At 66.4% G+C, this 19,451-nt stretch carries 17 protein-coding genes; 6 read left to right on the forward strand and 11 right to left on the reverse strand.

Going from position 1 to position 19,451, the window contains the following annotated elements:
• Positions 1-215 precede the first annotated feature (215 nt).
• Positions 216-2,174, forward strand: coding sequence for a PAS domain-containing sensor histidine kinase (locus ASC79_RS18240; RefSeq protein WP_235528818.1), 1,959 nt, complete (start codon positions 216-218; stop codon positions 2,172-2,174).
• 431 nt (positions 2,175-2,605) lie between these two features.
• Here the strand turns inward: ASC79_RS18240 and ASC79_RS18245 are convergent, their stop codons facing one another.
• The 3 genes from ASC79_RS18245 to ASC79_RS18255 form a co-directional block, all read right to left on the reverse strand.
• Positions 2,606-2,983, reverse strand: coding sequence for a type II toxin-antitoxin system VapC family toxin (locus tag ASC79_RS18245; protein WP_235528819.1), 378 nt, complete (start codon positions 2,981-2,983; stop codon positions 2,606-2,608).
• A complete protein-coding gene (locus ASC79_RS18250; RefSeq protein ID WP_369817338.1) occupies positions 2,983-3,366 on the reverse strand; it encodes a type II toxin-antitoxin system Phd/YefM family antitoxin in 384 nt (127 codons plus the stop codon). The genes ASC79_RS18245 and ASC79_RS18250 overlap by 1 nt, the downstream gene beginning before the upstream one ends.
• A 146-nt stretch (positions 3,367-3,512) precedes the next feature.
• Complete coding sequence (locus ASC79_RS18255; RefSeq protein ID WP_056025814.1) at positions 3,513-4,181, reverse strand: alpha/beta hydrolase; 669 nt, start codon at positions 4,179-4,181, stop codon at positions 3,513-3,515.
• A 185-nt stretch (positions 4,182-4,366) separates the two neighbouring features.
• Here ASC79_RS18255 and ASC79_RS18260 point away from each other — a divergent pair, with 185 nt between their 5' ends.
• The 5 genes from ASC79_RS18260 (at position 4,367) to ASC79_RS18270 (ending at position 8,193) form a co-directional block, all read left to right on the forward strand.
• Positions 4,367-5,539 (forward strand): MFS transporter, encoded by a 1,173-nt coding sequence (locus ASC79_RS18260; protein ID WP_235528821.1) that lies wholly within the window; start codon positions 4,367-4,369, stop codon positions 5,537-5,539.
• Positions 5,540-5,757: 218 nt separating this feature from the next.
• Positions 5,758-6,177 carry a GFA family protein gene (locus ASC79_RS21785; RefSeq protein ID WP_082532231.1) on the forward strand — a complete coding sequence of 140 codons (420 nt, stop codon included), beginning with the start codon at positions 5,758-5,760 and terminating at the stop codon, positions 6,175-6,177.
• A gap of 255 nt (positions 6,178-6,432) precedes the next feature.
• Positions 6,433-6,951: a gluconokinase gene (locus ASC79_RS18265; protein ID WP_056025817.1), complete on the forward strand. Its 519-nt coding sequence runs from the start codon at positions 6,433-6,435 to the stop codon at positions 6,949-6,951.
• 289 nt (positions 6,952-7,240) lie between these two features.
• Positions 7,241-7,417, forward strand: coding sequence for a hypothetical protein (locus ASC79_RS21200; protein ID WP_156378477.1), 177 nt, complete (start codon positions 7,241-7,243; stop codon positions 7,415-7,417).
• A gap of 206 nt (positions 7,418-7,623) precedes the next feature.
• Positions 7,624-8,193: a DUF2239 family protein gene (locus ASC79_RS18270; protein WP_056025819.1), complete on the forward strand. Its 570-nt coding sequence runs from the start codon at positions 7,624-7,626 to the stop codon at positions 8,191-8,193.
• 21 nt (positions 8,194-8,214) lie between these two features.
• Here the strand turns inward: ASC79_RS18270 and ASC79_RS21790 are convergent, their stop codons facing one another.
• The 8 genes from ASC79_RS21790 to ASC79_RS18305 form a co-directional block, all read right to left on the reverse strand.
• Positions 8,215-8,820 (reverse strand): thermonuclease family protein, encoded by a 606-nt coding sequence (locus tag ASC79_RS21790; RefSeq protein ID WP_082532232.1) that lies wholly within the window; start codon positions 8,818-8,820, stop codon positions 8,215-8,217.
• Positions 8,821-9,624: 804 nt separating this feature from the next.
• Positions 9,625-11,844, reverse strand: coding sequence for a CoA transferase (locus ASC79_RS18275; protein ID WP_056025820.1), 2,220 nt, complete (start codon positions 11,842-11,844; stop codon positions 9,625-9,627).
• 23 nt (positions 11,845-11,867) lie between these two features.
• Positions 11,868-13,163: a fumarylacetoacetate hydrolase family protein gene (locus tag ASC79_RS18280; protein ID WP_056025824.1), complete on the reverse strand. Its 1,296-nt coding sequence runs from the start codon at positions 13,161-13,163 to the stop codon at positions 11,868-11,870.
• 100 nt (positions 13,164-13,263) lie between these two features.
• On the reverse strand, positions 13,264-13,794 hold the full coding sequence (locus tag ASC79_RS18285) for a cupin domain-containing protein (protein ID WP_056025826.1): 531 nt from the start codon (positions 13,792-13,794) through the stop codon (positions 13,264-13,266).
• 5 nt (positions 13,795-13,799) lie between these two features.
• Positions 13,800-15,053, reverse strand: coding sequence for an MFS transporter (locus tag ASC79_RS18290; protein WP_056025828.1), 1,254 nt, complete (start codon positions 15,051-15,053; stop codon positions 13,800-13,802).
• Positions 15,050-15,841, reverse strand: coding sequence for a cyclase family protein (locus tag ASC79_RS18295; RefSeq protein ID WP_056025830.1), 792 nt, complete (start codon positions 15,839-15,841; stop codon positions 15,050-15,052). Before ASC79_RS18295 ends, ASC79_RS18290 begins: the two co-directional genes overlap by 4 nt.
• A 2-nt stretch (positions 15,842-15,843) precedes the next feature.
• Positions 15,844-18,039 (reverse strand): TonB-dependent receptor, encoded by a 2,196-nt coding sequence (locus ASC79_RS18300; RefSeq protein ID WP_082532234.1) that lies wholly within the window; start codon positions 18,037-18,039, stop codon positions 15,844-15,846.
• A gap of 247 nt (positions 18,040-18,286) precedes the next feature.
• Complete coding sequence (locus ASC79_RS18305) at positions 18,287-19,438, reverse strand: CaiB/BaiF CoA-transferase family protein (RefSeq protein ID WP_235528822.1); 1,152 nt, start codon at positions 19,436-19,438, stop codon at positions 18,287-18,289.
• Positions 19,439-19,451: the final 13 nt, after the last annotated feature.

Consider the following 19,451-nt stretch of genomic DNA (forward strand, 5'->3'; position numbering starts at 1 on the left):
GGCCGTCATCCCAATCAGCGCGTTGGCGTCAGGTCCGCATTGGGTGGGTTGCAGGCATTCACGGCACTGACCGCCGGCCGTTTCCTGCCGGCACGAAGCGGCGTTGAAATCGGGCTAACGTTAGGTTCTCAGCGATCGGCACTTGGTGGTATTGGAACGGGCAGTCACGCAGTGGCGTTGCTGGCAGCTGTCTCACCGACAAGGATTTGACCCGCGTGCCGACCAAGATCGAACCCGGCGGCGCGCTTGGCGCGGCGGCGTACGAGCATCTCGTTCAATCGATCACCGATTATGCGATCTACATGCTCGACCTCAGCGGTCGCGTGTCGAGCTGGAATCCTGGCGCGGAGCGCACCAAGGGCTACTCCGCCGCTGAGATCATCGGGGAGCACTTCTCACGCTTCTATACGCAGGAGGACCGCGCCGCGGGAGTGCCGGAGCGCGCGTTGAAAGTCGCCGCCGTCGAGGGCCGCTTCACCGCCGAGGGGTGGCGCCTGCGCAAAGATGGCAGCCGCTTTTGGGCCATGGTGGTCATCGATCCGATACGGGAGGCCGGCGAGCTGATTGGCTTCGCCAAGATCACCCGGGACATGACAGCGGCGCGCGAAGCGGCCCAAGCCCAGCTTGAGGCTGAGCGCCGGTTCCGTCTTATGGTGCAGGGGGTCACGGATTACGCGATCTACATGCTCGACCCTGAAGGCGTCGTATCCAATTGGAACGCCGGGGCCGAGCGAATCAAGGGGTACAAGGCCGAGGAGATCGTCGGACACCACTTTTCCCGCTTCTACACACCTGAGGACGTGGAGGCGCGGGTACCCTGGAAAGCACTGGAGACGGCCCGGTCGCAAGGACGTTTCATGGCGGAAGGTTGGCGACAGCGGAAGGATGGGAGCCGGTTCTGGGCGAGCGTCGCCATCGAACCGATCGACGACGAGGCCGGCGGATTCCTGGGATTCGCCAAGATTACGCGCGACCTCACTGAACGGCGCGAGGCGCAGCTCGAGCTGGAACGCTCCCAGGCCGCCTTGTTCCAGGCTCAAAAGATGGAGGCCGTGGGCCAACTCACGGGCGGCTTGGCTCACGACTTCAACAACCTTCTCACCGGCATTACCGGCAGCCTCGATCTCATGCGGACACGGCTGGCCCAGGGACGCATCAACGAGCTTGAACGCTATATGACGGCGGCCCATGGCGCCGCGTCGCGCGCGGCCTCCCTGACCCATCGGCTGCTGGCATTTTCCCGACAGCAGACGCTGGAGCCCAAACCGGTTGACGCCAACGGGCTTATTACCGGAATGGATGAGCTTGTACGGCGCACGATCGGACCCGGAATCACTCTCGAGACGGCCCTCGCGGCAGGCTTGTGGGTCTGCCTTTGCGACCCGAACCAGCTTGAGAGCGCGATCCTCAATCTCTGCATCAACGCGCGTGACGCCATGCCAGAGGGCGGACGCATAACCATCGAAACCGCAAACACCTGGGTCGACGACGCTGCGGCGAGCGATCGGGATATGCCGGTCGGCCAATATGTCGCTGTGTGTGTGACCGACAACGGCTCGGGAATGCCTCCGGACGTTCTCGCCCGAGTATTCGACCCTTTCTACACCACCAAACCCATTGGCAAGGGAACGGGCCTCGGCCTGTCGATGATCTACGGCTTCGCAAAGCAGTCGGGTGGTCAGGTCCGCCTCTATTCGGAGGAGGGCCACGGCACGACTGCAAAGATCTATCTTCCGCGCCACCATGGCAGCGCCGAGTTGGCGGAAAGTTCGGTGCTGCGCGACCCGCCGCCCCGGTCAAGTAAGGGTGAGACCGTACTAGTGGTCGATGATGAGCCGACGGTGCGCATGCTGATCGCTGACACCTTGAGCGAGCTTGGCTACCAGGCGATCGAGGTTGCGGACGCCGCCTCGGGCCTGAAGGTCCTAGGCTCCGACGCCGAGATCGACCTGCTGATCACTGACGTCGGTCTTCCCGGCGGCATGAACGGCAAACAAATGGCCGACATAGCCCGCAACAAGCGACCGACTCTGAAAGTCCTTTTCATCACAGGCTACGCCGAAAATGCGGCGCTTTCCAATGGCCGCCTGGACCCGGGCATGCACGTGATGAGTAAGCCGTTCCCCATGGACAAGCTCGCCAGCCGGATACGCACGATCATTGAAGATCGCTGACTTCGCCTCCACAAGACTGCTTCCCACTGCCGACGACGAATTGTGAGTTTTCTGGATTGCGGAGACTCTAAGTCATTGGTTTCCGGGGTGCTCTCACAAATTAGAGGATAGTTGCGGCCGCCAATTTGGTCCCAATCGGGTGCAGATAGCGCCCTGCTTACCCGCATGCGGACTCCAGCAATGTCGGAGTGGGGTCGAATTCGGACTAACGCCGAGTCCGCAAGCGGGCATCGATCTAGTCCGCCAAGCTGACTCCAATCCTAGGCGGGGGCGACTGCAGCTCACCTGGAGCAGCAAGCCTACAAACCAGACATGCGCAGGCGCCTCCCCAATAGGGCGTCAGGTTGATCGGTGAGAGCGGGAAGGACGCTTCTATGTCGTGGCTGCGCCGAGGCGGCGCCCGAAATTGGCGCGGCGTCGCTCGCCCCCTTCTAGGCTGCCTCGACGTCGGTCTGGGAAAAGTCGGCGCCCACGAATAGCAGGGGATGCTCAAGCTCGTGCGCCAAAGCGTAGGCGAAGCAGTCGCCAAAGTTCAGTGCAGCGGGGTGAACGCCCTTGCCCCAGCGTGCATAGGCCTCAGCGACCTTCGCCGCGCCAGCCCCGGAAACAGAGACGACCTCGAAGCTAAGACCTTCGACCAGCGCGCTCATCTCGCTGCCGATGTTGCGGCGGCCCGCAACGATCATCGCCTCCGCCAGCGTGCCGGCGGAGATCAGCACATCGGTCTGCCCCTCCAGGGCGACCATGCAGCGCTCAGCGTCGGGTTCGCCGAGGAGGATCGCCATGAGGGCTGAAGTGTCGACGACCATCACTCCGGTAGGCCATCGTCATTGTAGAGAAAATCTTGGCTGCTGGCCGCGCTGGCGCCCTGGACTGCTTTGCGAGAGGCGCGGAGGCGGAGCGTCTCCATAACCTGGCGGCGCGCCGCGCGGTCGCCCACGGCTTTAATCGCCACCAAGCGGGCGGTGGGCCGGCCATGGCGGGTCAATACGACATCATCGCCTGCCTCCGCTCTCCGCACGAGATCGGTAAGTTGGGCCTTTGCATCGCTTACGGAAATCTGCACAACCACGCTCCGACTAGATGGCGGATCATTTTTCCAAATATGGACCATCGAATGATCCAAATCAACTCTGCGCTTTCGCAGGCGACGGACAAGGCCCCTCGGCGTGCTGCGCGAGCGCGGGTCCATGGTAGGCGCCCATCTGAGACCGTCGCCAGGTCCCCTAAACGAAACTCTAAGCGCATCATTGGTAGAGGTTCGATATGAGCCCGTTGAACTGGCGCCTGTTGGTTTGGCGGCTATTGGAGCACAGCGGCAGTAGCCCAGCGCTCGCCCTAACTGGCAGTGTTCAATGCGCGGACGAGGAAATCCGCACCCAACCGCAGTCCGGCCTCATCGATACTGTGGCCAAGCCCGCGGGATGCGCGAGCGCTGATCTCGAATCCCAGTTGCCTGAACGCCGTCTCCGCCTGACTCATTGCGGCGAACGGCACCATCTGGTCGGCGTCTCCGTGAACAAGCAGCAGCGGCGGCTTGGTCTTCAATTCCGTCGGCAAGGCTTCGGCATCGGCCAGCATGCCCGAGTATCCGACGATCCCCGCCATGGCTTCGGCTCGCCTCGGGCCGACATGCAGAGCCATCATGGTTCCCTGGCTAAAGCCGACCAGCGCCACCTTGTTGTTCGGCAGATCGTAGGCGGTCCGGTGCGTGTCGATGAAGGCGTTCACCAGCGGCGCGGCCTGTCGCACGCCCGCTGCCCGGCTTTCCCGCCCAAGGTCGGCCAGCGACCACCATTGGTAACCGTCAGGCGCGCCAGGACAGGTCTCCGGGGCGTTGGGCGCCATGAAGACAGTGTTGGGCAGGGCGGCGCGCCAGTAGGACACAAGGCTCATCAGGTCGTCGCCGTTCGAGCCGTAGCCGTGCAACAGGATCACCATCGATCGGGGATGGCCGCCGCTCGCAGGGGCGGCCGTGGGACCTTTGAGGCGCGTGAGTTCGGTCATCGGCCAGTGGTGCGGCAAACCCGTTGGTCGGTCAACGGCAGACCATGTCCGCTAGGGGTGGTCCAACGACAGTCTGCTTGTGGCGCGACCCTGACCAATTGCCGGGTCGCTATGGGCGCCCTTAGGCGCTAAGGGCTCCCATGGCTCCTCGTCGCGCTCAACGCCCGCCGGACACGCGCCTCGCTGTGCCGGTGTTGCTGCTCATTGTTTTTGTGAGCTTGATCGGCTTCGGAGTGGTGATCCCGCTTCTGCCCTTCTACGCCAGTGTCTTCGACGCCTCGCCATGGCAGGTGACGCTGATGTTCGCGAGCTTCTCTGCGGGCCAGTTTCTGGGAGAACTCACCTGGGGACGTCTTTCGGATCGAATTGGGCGGCGGCCCGTGCTCCTGATCACGATCTTGGCGTCTGCGGCAGGCTATGTGGCGCTGGCCTACTCACCGACCATCGGCGTCGCAATTCTTGTAAGAGGCTTCGCCGGCTTCTTCAGCGGCAACATTTCGACGATCCAGGGGTACATTGTCGATGTGACGCCATCGGAGCGGTTGGCGGCCCGGCTGGGGCTGGTGGGCGGCGCGTTCGGCATTGGTTTCGTTGTCGGTCCCTGGCTGGGCGGCGTCCTAGCGCGGCCTGAGCTTGGCGCTGCGGGTTTTCAGCCGCCGCTGCTGGTGGCCGCAGCATTGTGCGTGGTCGCTACGGCAGGGGTTCTCGCGTTCGTACGCGAAAGCATTCAAACCGATGTCGCGCACCAGGTCCGCCCAGGGCCGCTGGCGTCCCTCAAAGAGGCGTGGTCTGACGACGTGCTCCGTCGGTTGATTGCGATGACCTTTACAGGCTTCGCTTCATTCTCGGCGATGTGGGCGATCTTCGGCCTCTGGGGGGAGGCCCGCTTCGGATGGGGTCCCAAGGAAATCGGATTCGTCATGGGCGTGACGGGCGTCGCGGCCGCCCTCAGCCAGAGTTTTCTCTCGGGCGCGATTGTTCGACGACTGGGAGCCGTGCCCACCATTGTTGGAGGCCTGCTCACGACAGGTACGTTCTTGCTCGTGCAGGCGGTGTCCCCCTGGATCTGGCTCTGTGTCGTCGCGATGACGCTCGCCGTCGCGGGCCACACACTGACGCAGCCAGCCACCAGCGCACTTATCTCGCAGGCTGCGCCACCCGGACGGCAAGGCGCAATCCTCGGCGCTAACAACGCCGCGGGATCGGCCGCCAGGGTCGCGGGTCCAATGATCGCAGGCCTGCTGTTCTCCGGCGTCACCCCCTGGGCCCCAATCGTATTCTCGGCGATCGGCATGTTGCCGGCAGCTTGGCTGGCATGGCGTGCAGGTCGGCAGATCCGGCTTCGACACCGGGTCTAGGGCCGCTCGCTAACTTAGCCGCGAGACCCCCTTCCGGCGATGAAGCTAATGGATGCTCCCGCCTAGCCGACATCGCGGGCGCTTTGGATATCGTTGCCCGAAAACGCTCGTCGCGCGGCGGCCGGGCAGGGTGGGAAGGGGAGGAAGGATAACGCTACGATCAGCCTTCCGCTGCCGCTCTCGTGAGGGTTGCTGCTGCCGGAAGCACGGGGGATGCCATGACGGTTCGAACTGCGAGATGTGCGTGTCAGGCCTGCGAAGTCGAGGTTGAGGGCGAGCCGGTCAGCAGCGGGCTCTGTAGCTGCGACAATTGCAAACGGCGTACGGGCGCGCCGTTCGGATGGTCGGTCTACTTCCACGATGAACAGGTCAGTCGGGTGGAAGGTCCGCTGGCGGTCCTCGACGGCTTCGGCAAACGCTGGTTTTGCTCAAGGTGCGGCTCGACCATCTATTGGCGTTCGTTTGGGGCGTGGCGGTCCGGCCAGACAGGATTTGCAGGAGGCTGCTTCGCAGATCCGACGCTTCCGGTCCCCACCATTGCAGTGCGCTGCTCGCAAGGCATGCCGTGGATTGCGTACCCCGACGGCTGCGCAGAGTTTGCTGATATGCCTCCGGTCCCTCCGTCTTTGGCTTCGTAGTGTCCAACGGTCGGAAGCGGCGAGCCGGAAGCCCGCGGGCCTCATCTAGTCCGCTTCTAAGCTGCAACCCGACTTCCGCTGATGGTGCGATCCCGATGTTTACTTGTGGCGCAGTCCCGACACTGAAGCCGCAGGCTACGGTAAACGGTCTCTCGGCCGGCGCGCGTCAGTAATGAGTGCGTCGTTCCAATGCGGGCCACAGGCCGCGTTGCAGAAGAGGGGGAGCCGTATTCACGGCGGTGAGGTTCGGTCCTGATGGATAGGCGGCTGTTGGTTATGGGGGTGAGCGGGGCGGGCAAGACGACGCTCGCCGAGGCGCTGGCACGGCGGCTTGATCACGCTTTCATCGACGCGGACGACCTGCAGCCGCCAGGCAACCGAGCGAAGATGGCCGCCGGCAAGCCCTTGGACGACGCCGACCGTGCGCCCTGGCTGGACGCCGTGGCGAAGGTGATTGCCGTATGGGTAGCCGGCGGTCAGGGCGGGGTGATCGCCTGTTCGGCGCTCAAGCGGGCCTATCGCGACCGGCTACGGGCGGCCGATCCAGGTCTGGTCACGATATATCTGGATGTGGATGAGGCAGAATTACGGAGGCGGCTAGCGCGGCGTCGAGGGCACTTCTTCCCAGCGGAGCTACTGGTGAGCCAGCTCGCCGTTCTGGAGCCTCCGACGCGCGAGGAGGGTGTGGTGTCCGTGTTGGGGGAACTCACTCTCGTCGACGAGGCCGTCGAGGAGATCGTGCGACGCCTATCGTCAGGGGAGTTGGATCATTGAGTTAAAGCGCACTCGGCCAGCATTAATGCGAGAATTTCCGATAAGATACATTAGGCGCAGAACGCGAACAGGTCTCTTATGGTCATAAGGCCCAGTCCATAATCGGCGCACTTAGACTGCGCGCGCGACGCAATGCCGTGGGCCCACCCCTCAATCAAACGAGGGATTCGGTCACAACGCAAAACGGCCTCATCCGTCCTTAGACTGCTGAGGACCATGAGTATCAGTAAGACCGCCTCCCAGGCCCGCCTCCCTCCGGCCGTCCTGCAAAAACCGCAGGAAGGCGACCATGTCAGGTAAAGAACGCCTTCAGGCCCATGTCCGCCACGACCATACGAAGACCGTTGGCCGCTGGGTGGTCGCCGCCGTGTTGATCGTCGTTGTGCTCGCGGGCTTCTTCGTCGCCCCTGCGCCCGAAGACAGGGCGGTGCACGAGATGGACAGCGCAAACCCAATTGTCGACTAATTCCGGCCCCTCCCCTTCTGCTCATCATTGGAGAATGACGCATAGGCGCCCGAGCCGGCCTGCGCTCGCGGCGGTCTGCGACCCGCCACCTGAGCGCTTGGCATAACGCTGCGAGCCTCTTGCTGCTCCTTCCATTTCTACCCGGGCAGATTGACAAGCGGGGCCCGCTGCAAGATTGGCCTGTAAAATCGGACAGGGAACCAACTATGTCGCAAACCTACACAGCCTTCATCGGCGCCGCCCGCCTCGCAGCCGGCGACCTGGAGACCGTGGCGCTGGCGGCTCACGCAGCGCAGGACCGCCAGGCCGAGATGCCGATCGTGTTCGAGGACGCGAGCGGAAACGTCGTTGATCTAGACCTGCGCGGTGATGCGGAGGACGTCGCTCGTAGGCTGCGCCCCACCCTATTTGAAGCAGAACCGCCGCGTGGCCGCGGACGCCCAAAACTCGGCGTCACCGCGCGCGAGATCACCCTACTGCCCAAACACTGGGCCTGGCTGCAGGAGCAACCCGGAGGCGCCTCCGCCGCGCTTCGCCGCCTCGTGGAGCAGGCCCAGCAGGAAAACGCCGATGCCGATCAACGTCGTAAAGCGCAGACGGCGGCCTACAGGGTAATGCATGCCCTGGCCGGCCACCTCAGTGGCTACGAAGAGGCTCTTCGCGCTCTCTATACGGGCGAGCCCAAACGCTTCGAATCCCAAATGGCGGGTTGGCCGGCGGACATCTCCGACTATGTTTCGGGCCTCGCTTCTGGGAGCTTTGTCCAAGATGCGTAACACACAGCAAGACGCGCTGCGCTAGCCGCCGCCCCGGCGCCAATCCTCTGGCCGAGTGAAGACGCCCTGCCACACGCCCGCCTTATCGCGACGAGCGCGAATCTCCTCAGAAAGGTGAGCGCCTCGACTATAGCGAGTATAGTCAAGCGCGTGACCGTCTCGCACTAGCCGCCGTCCAAGGTCCTCGCCCCCCGCCGCACATTGAGCGACGGTCCGGCCGTAGCGGTCGATGTCCCGCTGATCACAGGTCACAGTTCGTCCCGCGACTAGGTCTGACAATGCAACAGCGGCCTGCCGTCCACAGGCGTAAGGGCGCCCATCCGCATCCTCACAGCTTTGGTCGCGTTCGGGCGCGTCGACGCCCCAGAGCCTGACACGTTCGCCCGCGACATCGAGGGTGTCGCCGTCGATGATCCGCGCCTGCCCCGCCGGCCCTGCGAGGGCAGCCGACGGCATTCGATCCTCAGTGATAACAAATCCAACCGCTGCACCGACGAACACCGCGAAAGCCAAAATTCCAAGGGGCGGGCCCGAACGGCGTCGCAATGCCCGCGCGCCAGGGATCGCCGCGAACCGGGCCCGCATTTTCGATGCGCGACGAACGGAACTCGAGGTATGGCGTGCCATCGGCGTCTCGGAGGTAAGTTAGCTCTACGATAGGTCGTTACACCCGCATGGGAAAGCGACACCCGTCAGCCAGCCGCCTGAAGGGGCGGCCTTCATTGGACTTGGGCCAAATCGTTCGCACGTGGGTGCGCGGCATGGACGGCGGAGAAAGACTGGGCGGATGTTCTACTTTCGTCGGCTCTCAGTGCGAGACAGCCCATCCAATGGGCTACATGTATTCGATAAGATGTCCTCCCCGTCCGCATTCGATTATTCGGGTAATGCGGGGTTTGGCGCAGGAGGCGTTAGCTGGAGCTTAGACAACTCGACGCTGCGCTTAGGCTTGATGTGCTTGGCGCGATGGATCGCGGGGCTAAGAAAATGATTGATGGCGCCGAAGGGCGCGTAGCAGCCTCCTTGGCGGCATTCGGGAGAGACGCTGAGCTATCCCGCCAGCGGGTCAATTGATGAAACTCTATGTCCTTGAGCACATCAAGCATCACGAGTGATGTCGTGCAGAACGTAGCACTCTTCACTCAAGGCCGGGTTGTGGGTACGAACCGTGAGATGTCGCCGCCCGTGGAAAGCTATGTCGAAGGGTCCTTCAGAGGGCGATTAGGAGCTAGGGAGAGCCTCAAGCCGCGCAGGGTTTCCAGAGCGGAGTTGGTTCAGACCGAGCCGTGTCTGCAGCCCGGCGCCGACTGCAGGATCGGCCGCCTCCTGATCGGAACTCCAACCCCGAGCCCTAGCGGGATCAGCGTAGAGCCTTTGAACCAGCTGCCGCTCATCTGGCGCCGACGATAGATTCCTGCGGGTTCGCGCGGCCTACAGCGCCTCTGCAGCATCGACACCCGACACACGGATTCTCTCGAATGTTTCCGGCGGAAACCTGTCAAGCTCCGACGAAAAGGCAAGTTCCGCCATCACCTCTTCGGTGTGCTCGCCGAGCAGCGGGGCCGACCGGCGCAACGCCGGCCGCGCGCCGTCGAACCGGAAGGGCGAGGCGCCCACCTGATGCTCGCCCACATAACCCCGCTCCATGTTCGCGAAGTAGCCGACCGCTTGCAGCTGTGGATCGCGCGTCAGCGCGTGCGGCGGCTGGATCGGCGCGGCGGGCACGCCGACTGCCTGCAGCTCGGCGCAGGCTTCAGCGGCCGTACGCATCCCGGCCCAGCGCGCTAAGGCGCCGCCTCCAGCTTCGCCGACCACGCGGGCGAGCGCGCCCAACCCCTCAGGCTGGGCGACCGCCACCGCGATCCAATCGTCTTCGCCCTTGGCCGGAACCACTTCGCAGAGAGCCAAGCGCGGGCGGGCAGCGCCGGTCCGCGCCACCGGCGCGGCCGCGAGCTGTTCGGCGATGATTGCGTCGGCGCCCAGTTGGAACAGGCACGCGACCTGGGCTAGGTCGATGTCCGCCCCGCCCAGCCGTCCACGTGCGTACAGGCACGCCAGCACCGCCGAGACCGCATAGAGCCCGGCGATCGGATCCCCCAGCGCCACGTGCTGCTGGGCTGGCGGCCAGTGCGGCTCGCCATTGATGAACGGCAGGCCCGAGGCCTGCTCGACCGTCGATCCGTAGGCCCGCAGCCCCGACAGCGGCCCGCTGACCCCGAAGGCCGGCATCGACAGGCTGATCAGGCCGGGCCGCAGGCGCCGCTGCACTTCCTGCCCCAGACCAAGCTTGGCCAGCACGCCGGCGGCATAGTTTTCGACCACGATGTCGGCGCCGGCGATCAGCGCTCCGGCCGCGGCCTTGCCCTCGGAGAGGGTTAGGTCGATGTCGACCCCACGCTTGTTGCGGTTCACGTTGATGAAGTTGAGCTGGCTCTCGCGGGTCTCGACGTCGACGCTGCCGGCGTCCCAGCCCCGCCACCAATCGGGATGGCCCTCGGACTCGATCTTGACGACGTCGGCGCCGAGGTCGCCCCCGGTCCGGGCGCAAAGTGGTCCGGCCCAGCCCATGCTGAAGTCCACCACCCGCAGGCCGCACAGCGGCCCCTCGCCCTCGCCCGGCGCCCAGGCTTCGCCGGCCACCCTCTCGAACTGCAGCCGATAGGGCAGCCGCGGCGCGGCCACGTCCGGGGTTCCCGCGGGCCCGAAGGCGTCGCGTCGGCGCCAATGCTCGACCTCCGGCAACTGACCGGGGCGAACCATCGGCGCGATCGGAATGCGGTGCGCCAGGCCCAGCTCCACCCACTGCGCCTGGGTGCGTCGGGCGATCGCCGGGGCCAGCGCCTTATCGACTTCGTCGGCGATCATCAGGCGCTGATAGGCCGTCGCGAACCGCGGATCGGCCGCCAGGGCCGGCCGCTCAATCAGGCCGCACAGCGCCCGCCACTGCGACGGTGTCAGGCAGGTGATCCCGACCCAGCCGTCCAGCGCGCGATAGGGCGCGCAAGGATAGGTCGGGACGAAGCGATTGACCCCCAGCCGCACTGACGGCGCGCCGGTCCGCGCGGAGGTCAAGGCGCCGGTCTCCGCGTAGCACATGGCCGCCTCGTGCACGTTTACGTCGATCCGCCTCGGCCTGCGATCGGGCCGGTCCAGCAGCGCGCCGAGCGCGGCGTTGAAGCCGACTACCCCGGCGGTGATCTGGGGCGCGTGCCCCTGGGCCAGCATCGGCGGCCCGAACCGCTCGCCGAACGAGTAGGAGACGCCGTTCAGGGCGCTGATGATCTCGTCGGTCGCGCGCCAGTCGCCATAGGGTCCGGCTTGGTCAAACCAGTCGATGGCCAACAGCGGCGCGCCGGCGCCCAGCGCCAGCCCTTCGGCCAGGGCGATGGAAGCGGCGTCGGGTCCGCCGATCACCAGGTCTGCGCCGCCGTCACCCAGCGACGTCAGTTTGCCTTGATCCAGCCAGCGCCCGTAGGCCTCGCCGGCCGCCCCGGCGTAGCCGATCCCCCGGTCGCCCTCGGCGGCGGCCTGCTGGCGCACCTCCGCCCCCAGGGTGGCGAACAGGCGGCCGCAATAGCGGACCGCGACGCTCGCCCCGATCTCCACCACCCGCAGGCCCTCCAGCGGCCCGCTCTCGATCGACTTGCTCAACGGGCTTTCTCCGGGCTGGGGACTTAGGTGGCGAAGTTCACGGCCGGGACGACGAGCCCGGCGCAGGCGCCAAAGCCGATCGGCACGAAGCCTTCGCGCTCGGCCCGCGCGGTCATCACCAATTCGTCGCCGTCCTCCAGCCACAGCCGGCGCTCACCGTTCGGCAGCTCCACCGGAACGCGTCCGCCGGTGATCTCGACCAGGCACGCAGCGCTAGACAGCTCCTCGCCCGACAGGGTCCCGGACGAGATCAGGTCGCCGGTCTCAAGGTTGCAGCCGCCGATCGCATGGTGAGTGATCATCTGTTCGAAGCTCCACGACCCGGCTGAGAACCAGGTGTCGGTGAGCACCGCCGCGGTCGCGCCCTCACTGCGCATCTGCGGCGTGAGCAGGTGCGCGAAGAAGCGGATGGAGAGCCCGCCATCCACTTCGTTACCGGCGTCGATCAGGTGCGGCGGGGCAAGCGGCGCGTCGGCCGGGCGGGCCGGCATGGCCTCGCGGAACGGCGCCAGCGCCTCGGCGGTGACGACCCAGGGCGAGATAGTCGAGCGGAACGCCTTGCCTTGGAACGGACCCAGCACGCTCTCCCAGTACTGCACGTCGCGGGCCGACCAGTCGTTGAGGATGCAGTAGCCGAAGATGTGCCGCCGAGCCTCGGCCAGCCGGATCGGCGCGCCCAGCGCGTTCGGCTGGCTGATGAAGCAGGCGAATTCCAGCTCGTAGTCGAGAGCCCGCGTCGGCCCGAACTCAGCCCCTTCCGCGCCGCGGTACTGGCCATGCGGCCGCTCCAGCGGCCGGCCGGACACGACCACCGACGAGGCGCGGCTGTTGTAGGCGATCGGCAGGGTCCAGAAGCAGGGCGGCAGCTTGCCCTCGGCGCGGGCCGGTCGGGCGGCGGCGATGTGCGGAGCCGAGGTCATGTAGTCCGTGAAGGCGCCCGGCCGCGTCGGCATGTGCAACTGGGCCTGCGCCATCGGGACCAGGCACAGCTCGACCCTGGCCTGCTCCGCGGCGCCGGCGACCAGCAGCGCCTGGATCCGCGCGCGCAGCGTCGCGACCGCCCCAGCTTCCGTCGCCATCAGCCGGCGCAGATCCGGTTCGCCCGCCGCCTGAGCCGCCTCACCTTCGAGCAGCCCGGCGACGAGCGCGGCCTTCACGTCCAGGATCTGGTCGCCAATCGCCACGCCGCCGCGCGTCGCCTCGCCCTCACGGCTGAACACGCCATGCGGCAGGTTCTGGATCGGGAAATCGGTCCCGGGCTGGTTGGCGGAGACAACCCAGCTCTTCAGGCTCGGATCGTGTGTGGCGTTGATGGTCATGGTGCTCCCCATCCGCGCGCCCAAGGGCGCAGCCCGGTGATACTCGGTAGGCGACAAAGTCAGTCAGTCAATTGATTGAATCAAGGCCGTAAGCGCTGGTTCAGCGCCCCTGCGGATCCGGCTCGTCGACCAGCACCGCCATCATGAGCGCCGTGGTCTCGCCGCGGTTGACCCAGGCGTGGCTGGTCCCGCGCTGCACGACCACGTCAAAGGGGCGAAGCGCCACTTCCCCCTCATCGACCAACAGGCTGACCTCGCCTTCCAGCAGCACGATGTAGTCGATGCTGGCCGTGCGATGGAAGCCGGGATGACGGCCCTCGACATGGGCGGTCGGGGCGCCGACCTGGGCATAGTAGGCGGCGATGCGCCGGCGCTGCTCGGCCTCGTCCAGATGGGCGCTGGCGCTCTCCGGCGGCACCCGGAAGAACCGGAACGTCGCCCCGCCTGGCCCCGGCGCCAGCGGAATGTCGCCATCGGCCGGATCGTCCTTTCCCGACCTCGCACGCGTCGTCCAGAAGTTGATCAGGTACGGCGCGCCGGCCGGTCCGAACAGGTTCGCGGCGGGACCGTCCTGGGCGATGATCGAACGGCCATGGCTGTCATGGCCTGTGACCACGCGTCGGAAGTTCATGCTCGTCACTCCTTCAGTTCGATCAGATCGGCGGCCAGGCCTTCGTCCTCCGGCGGCGCATCGAACCGCGGGGCAGTCAGGAACAGCACCGTCACGATCGCCAGCAGCGCCACCGACATCCAAAGCGCCGGCGCATAGGAGCCGCTCGCCGCCTGGATCAGCGAGATGACATAGGGGCTGGCCCCGGTGCCGATGACGAACGCCCCATAGAGCAGGCCGTACATCCGTCCGTAGTGGCTCATGCCGTAGTAGCGGGCGGTGAGGTAGGCGATCAGGTCGACCTCCGCCCCCATGGCGAGGCCGACAGCAATGGCGCCGACCACAGCGAAGTCCGGCCCGCCGAGCGCCAGCAGCGCCAGCCCGCCTGCAGTCAGCGCCATGATCCCGGCGGCGACGTAGGGCGCAAAGTAGAGGTCCACCAGCCAGCCGACTCCCAGCCGTCCGACCAGCACCGCAACCCCCAGCAGGCCGGCGACGCGCGCCGCTTCTAGCGTGCTCATGCCGCCGTCGGTGAGCATCGGCACGAAGTGAGTGACGAAGCCGGCGACCCCCAGCGCGATCAGTACGAAGCTGACCACCAGGCGCCAGAACAGCCGACTGCGGATCGGCGTCACCAGCCGCTGCGCCACTGCGGCCGGCTCAGGCGAACGGCGCGCGTCCGGCGCGCGCCAGCCCACCAGCAGCAGCGCCAGGGGTCCGGCGACGATCACCGCCGCGGCAAGCGCCAGGTAGGCTGCGCGCCAGCCGTTCGTCTCGATGAACTGTGCGACGATCGGCGGGGCGACTGCGGCCATGGCCCCAATGCCGCCGATGGTGATCCCCAAGGCCAACCCGCGCATTCGGTCGAAGGCGAAATTGACCGGCCGAGTGAAGGCGATCGGCGAGGTGCCCATCATCAACACCGCCAGCGCCAGGTGGACGATGGCATACTGAACCAGCGAGCCCTGCAGCTGGCTCATATAGACGAAGTTGGCGGCCAGGGCGGCGAAGCCGACCAGCGCGGGCCCGCGGATTCCGACCCTGTCGAACAAGGCTCCCGCGAACGGCGCAGCGACGGCGACGGTCAGGGTGGTGGCCAGGCCGATGGCTGTCAGTTCGGTCCGCGTCCAGCCGAACGCCTGCTCCAACTGCACAATGAACAGGCCAGCCGTGTAGAACGGCAGCGCCGCCGAACCGAACGCAGCGCCGATCGTGGCGCCCAGCAGCGTCGGCCAATGGCGCTTCAGCTCCGGCCAGGCGGAAGTCCCCTGCCCGCTCATGCTTCGAAGATCGCCACGGCGCGGATCCATCCGGCGCTGGCGTCCTTGATCTTCACCGGGAAGCAGCTGATCTCGAAGCCAAAGGGCGGCAGCTGATCAAGGTTGGCCAGCTTCTCCATCTGGAAATAGCCGATCTCCCGGCCCGCCTTGTGCCCCTCCCAGATCAGCGAGGCGTCGCCCGTCTCACCCCAGCGCTTGGCGGTGTGGACGAACGGCGCGTCCCACGACCAGCCGTCGGTGCCGACCACCTTCACCCCACGCTCGCAGAGATAGAGCGTCGCTTCCCGCCCCATGCCGCAGCCGGAGGCGACATAGCCCTCCTGGCCGTAGCGGCCGCCGGCCGCTGTGTTGACCACCACGATGTCCAGGGGCTGCAGCTGGTAGCCGATCCGAGCCAGCTCGGCCTCGACATCGGCGGCGGTGGCGACATAACCGTCCTCGAAGCGCCGGAAGTCGAGCTTCACCCCCGGCCGGTAGCACCAGTCCAGAGGCGCCTCGTCGATGGTGATCGCCCGCCGGGCCCCGCCTGCCAGCGCCGCGTCCTGGGTGGCGTGATAGTGCCAGGGCGCGTCCATGTGGGTGCCGTTGTGGGTCGAGACCTGCAACCTCTCGACCGCCCAGCCCTGCCCTTCCGGCAGGTCCTCGCGGCGCATGCCGGGGAAGCTGCGCGCCAGCCCCTCCCAGCTCTCCTCGTGGCGGATGTACTCGATCCGCGGCCGCGCGCCGGGAGGATCGGATTCGATGTCGTTCTGGATCGGCACCGACAGGTCGAGATAACGACGCGCCATTGTCAGAACTTCTTCTCGAGTTGGACGCCGATCACCCGCGACCGATTGAAGAAGGCCTGTGGGTAGCTGAAGGTCAGGCCCTGGTTGGCCACCACCCGGCTGTCGTTGAGGTTGTTGCCGTAGACCGCGAAGGTCAGGTCCATCGGCCGGTAAATGAAGCTGACCCGCGCCCCCGCCTCGCCGTTGGCCGGCCCGCGCAGGTGCGCCAACTCCTGATCCGTCGGGTTGAAGTAGATCTCGTCGCGCCAGCGCCAGTTGGCCGTGGCTCGCACGTCCCAGTCGGCGTTCAGCTCGGTGCGGTACTGCGCCTGCAGGAAATACTGCCACTCGGGGCTGTTGGTCAGCCGGTTGCCGGAGGCGTCGACCTGGACGCCCAGGATATTCGGCGCGCGCGGGAAGCTGCTGAACTTGCCGTCGATGTAGGCGAGGTTAGCCAGGAAGGTCCAATTCGGCGTCGGCCGCAGCTCGCCCTCGACCTCGAAACCCTTGATCTTGGCGGCCGCGGCGTTGGTGATCACCACCCCGCCAGTCGGCACCCCGCTGGTCACCTGCAGATTGTCATAGAGGTTGTCGTAGGCCGCCGCCGCGACGAAGGCCCGCCGCTCCCAGAGGTAGGCCTTCACCCCGACCTCCCAGGACTTCATGATCTCGGGATTATAGCCGGGCTGCACGCCCACCCCGAACGCGTTGTAGCCCCCTGCCTTGAAGCCCTTGCTGTAGCTGAGATAGGCCATCACGTCGTCGGACGGCTCCCAGGCCGCCTTCGCGCGATAGGAGGTGTCGGTCCAGGTCCGCTTGGGCGCGTCGAACGGCACGCGGCCCAGCACCGCCCCGGTGTCGGTGTTGATCGAGGTCCAGGTGTTGCCGAAGTCCTTGGTGTCTTCTGTGTAGCGCACGCCCCCGGTCAGCGCGATCTGATCAGTCAGCCGCCAGGTGCCGTCGGCGAACACCGCCCAGTTCGGATTGGTCTGGTCGGAGTGGAAGTCCGACACCTGGTTGATCGGCGTCGACAGACGCTGATTGAAGATGTCGAAGTTCATCGTCGCCTGGTAGCGGGCGTAGTAAAGGCCCACGATCCAGTCGAGCCGCTCGCTGTCGTTCGACTGCAGCCGCAGTTCCTGGCTGATGGCCGATCCAGTGTACTTTGCCGCGTTGCGCCCCTGGCGGTCGGTCATGGCCAGCGAGTCGGAGTCATTGACCCCTTCGTTGATGTAGTTGCTGGCCCCGGTCACCGAGACCAACGTCGCCGGACCGAAGTCGTACTGCGCGTTGAGCACCACGCTGGGCGACTTCAGGTGGTTGCGCGGCTCGATGTTCAGGTTGACCACCTTGCCATCGAGATAGCGGTCCTGCTCGGCGGCCGGCAGCGGGATCTGCGGCGTCTGGGTCCCGACCGGCGTCACCGGTCCGGGGGCCGGATAGATGGTGGTCTGCGCCCAGCGCACGGACGGCTGGCTGACGATGCGGTCCTGATAGTTGACGCTCAGCCGCACGCGGGCCGCCTCGACCGGCTCCCACAGGAGGGTGGTGCGGACGTTGTGCATCCGCGTGCCGCCCATCTTGCGGCCGTCGAACAGGTTGGTCGCCCAACCGTCCTCGTTCAACCAGTCAAACGACATGCGGCCGGTCAGGGTCTGGCCCAGCGGCCCGGTGGCGGCGGCCTCGATGCGTTGGGCGGTCGGGTCTTCCAGCGTGGCCCGGACATAGCCGCCGAACTCACGCTCCGGATCGGCGGTGCGGATGATCAGGGCTCCGGCCGTGGCGTTGCGCCCTTGCAGCGTGCCCTGCGGACCGCGCACCACTTCCACCGACGAAACGTCCGACAGCGCCGTGACCGAGAACTGCCCCGACGAGGTGTAGACGTCGTCGATATAGACCGCGACCGGATCTTCCGCCCCACCTAGGCCCGAGGTGCCACGGATCGAAACCGGCGAGCCGCCATAGCTCGAGGTGGCGTTGATGTTCAGCGCCGGGACCAGGCCCTGCAGCGAGGCGCCGGTCTTGGCCCCAACCTCCTCCAGCGTCGCGGCCGAAACCACCGAGATGGCGATCGGCACGTCGCTGATCTGCTGCTCGCGCCGCTGGGCGGTCACCACGACCTCTTCGATCGCGTCGCCGGGCGCGCTCTGCGCCAGCACAGGCGCCGCCCAGCCGAGAAGCGGAACAAGCGCAGTCGTACACCACAGGAAGCGTGCCATTTGTTTCCCCCAGTCTTGTTTGTCGCCCGCCCGTTCGCGGGTCGGTTCGTTGATCGTCCGGCGCGCCAGACTTAATCAATCGACTGATTGATTACTCGCCATTGATCGACTGTCAATCGAGCCAAGAAGGAATGCGCAAAATTTAATAAAATCAGACTTTTAACTGAATTTCAGCAAGCGGATTGGCGGCCCGCAGCTGCCGCTGCGACCTCCTCAATCCATCACCATGCCCCCGCTCTCAGGGCAGTCAGCGCCGCTCTTTGAGCTCGCGCAGGATCTCGTCCGTGTGCTGGCCCAACCTCGGCGCCGGCGCGCGCACCTGCGGCGCGCCCTCCGGGAAGCGGGCGGGGGCGGCCGGGGACCGGAACTGTCCCTGCCAACCGTCCTCAATCTCGACGAAGCAGCCCGCTGCCTGCGCCTGCGGGTCGACCGCCAGGTCGTGCAGCCGCGCCATCGGAGCCCAGATCAGGTCGGCCGCCGTCAGGGCCCGCCCCGCCGCCTCCAGCGTCAGCGCCCCGATGGCCGCGTCGACCAGAGCGCGCACCTCGCGAACCCGTTCCAGGTCCAACATCGGCTGGGCATAGGCCGGGTCCTCCAGCAGGTCGGCGCGGCCGATGAGCCGCATCATCGCCGGGAAACACGCCTCGCCGCGCGGCACAACGCAGAGCCACTGGCCGTCGGCCGTCCGGAAGTAGCCGGTGATCGGGCCCGGCCGATCGCGCCGCGGCTGGGCTGTGACCACGTCGCCGTAGCGCAGCAGGATCGAGAGGTCCCAGCCGATCGCGTACGCCGCCGTGCGCAGCAGGCTGGTTTCGACAAGCCGCCCCCGCCCAGTCTGAGTCCGCTCGTGCAGCGCCGCCAAGATCGCAGACAGCGTCGCCAGCCCAGTCGCGTGATCGCCGAAGCCGGGCCGGCAGGCGAAGGGCTCCTGGTCTGGGGGAATGGTCGAGGCCGCCACCCCGCTGCGTGTCCAGAACGCGGTCAGGTCGAAGGCCGGCAGGTCTGCGTCCGGCCCCTCCAGCCCATAGCCGGTGATGCTGGAATAGATCAGTTGCGGCGCGTGGGCCTTCACCATCTCATAGTCGAGCCCGACCCTGGCCAGGCCGCCTGGGCGCAGGTTGGTGACGAAGATGTCCGCCGCCCGCAGCAGGTCCAGCATCGCCTCTCGGTCCCGCGGCTGGCTCAGGTTGAGGACGATGCTGCGCTTGCCGCGGTTCTCCAGCGCGAAGATCGGATTGCCCGGGCTCTCGGCCGTGTCCGGGAAGAAGCCCCGGGTCGGGTCGCCCGCGGCGCTCTCGACCTTGATCACCGAGGCGCCCCAGTCGGCCATAATGGCTGCGCAGCCTGGACCGGCGACCCAGGTGGACAGTTCGACGACGTTCAGTCCTTCCAACAGCACCTAGCGCCTCCCC

It is taken from the genome of Phenylobacterium sp. Root1290 (assembly GCF_001425305.1).
Taxonomy (GTDB): domain Bacteria; phylum Pseudomonadota; class Alphaproteobacteria; order Caulobacterales; family Caulobacteraceae; genus Phenylobacterium.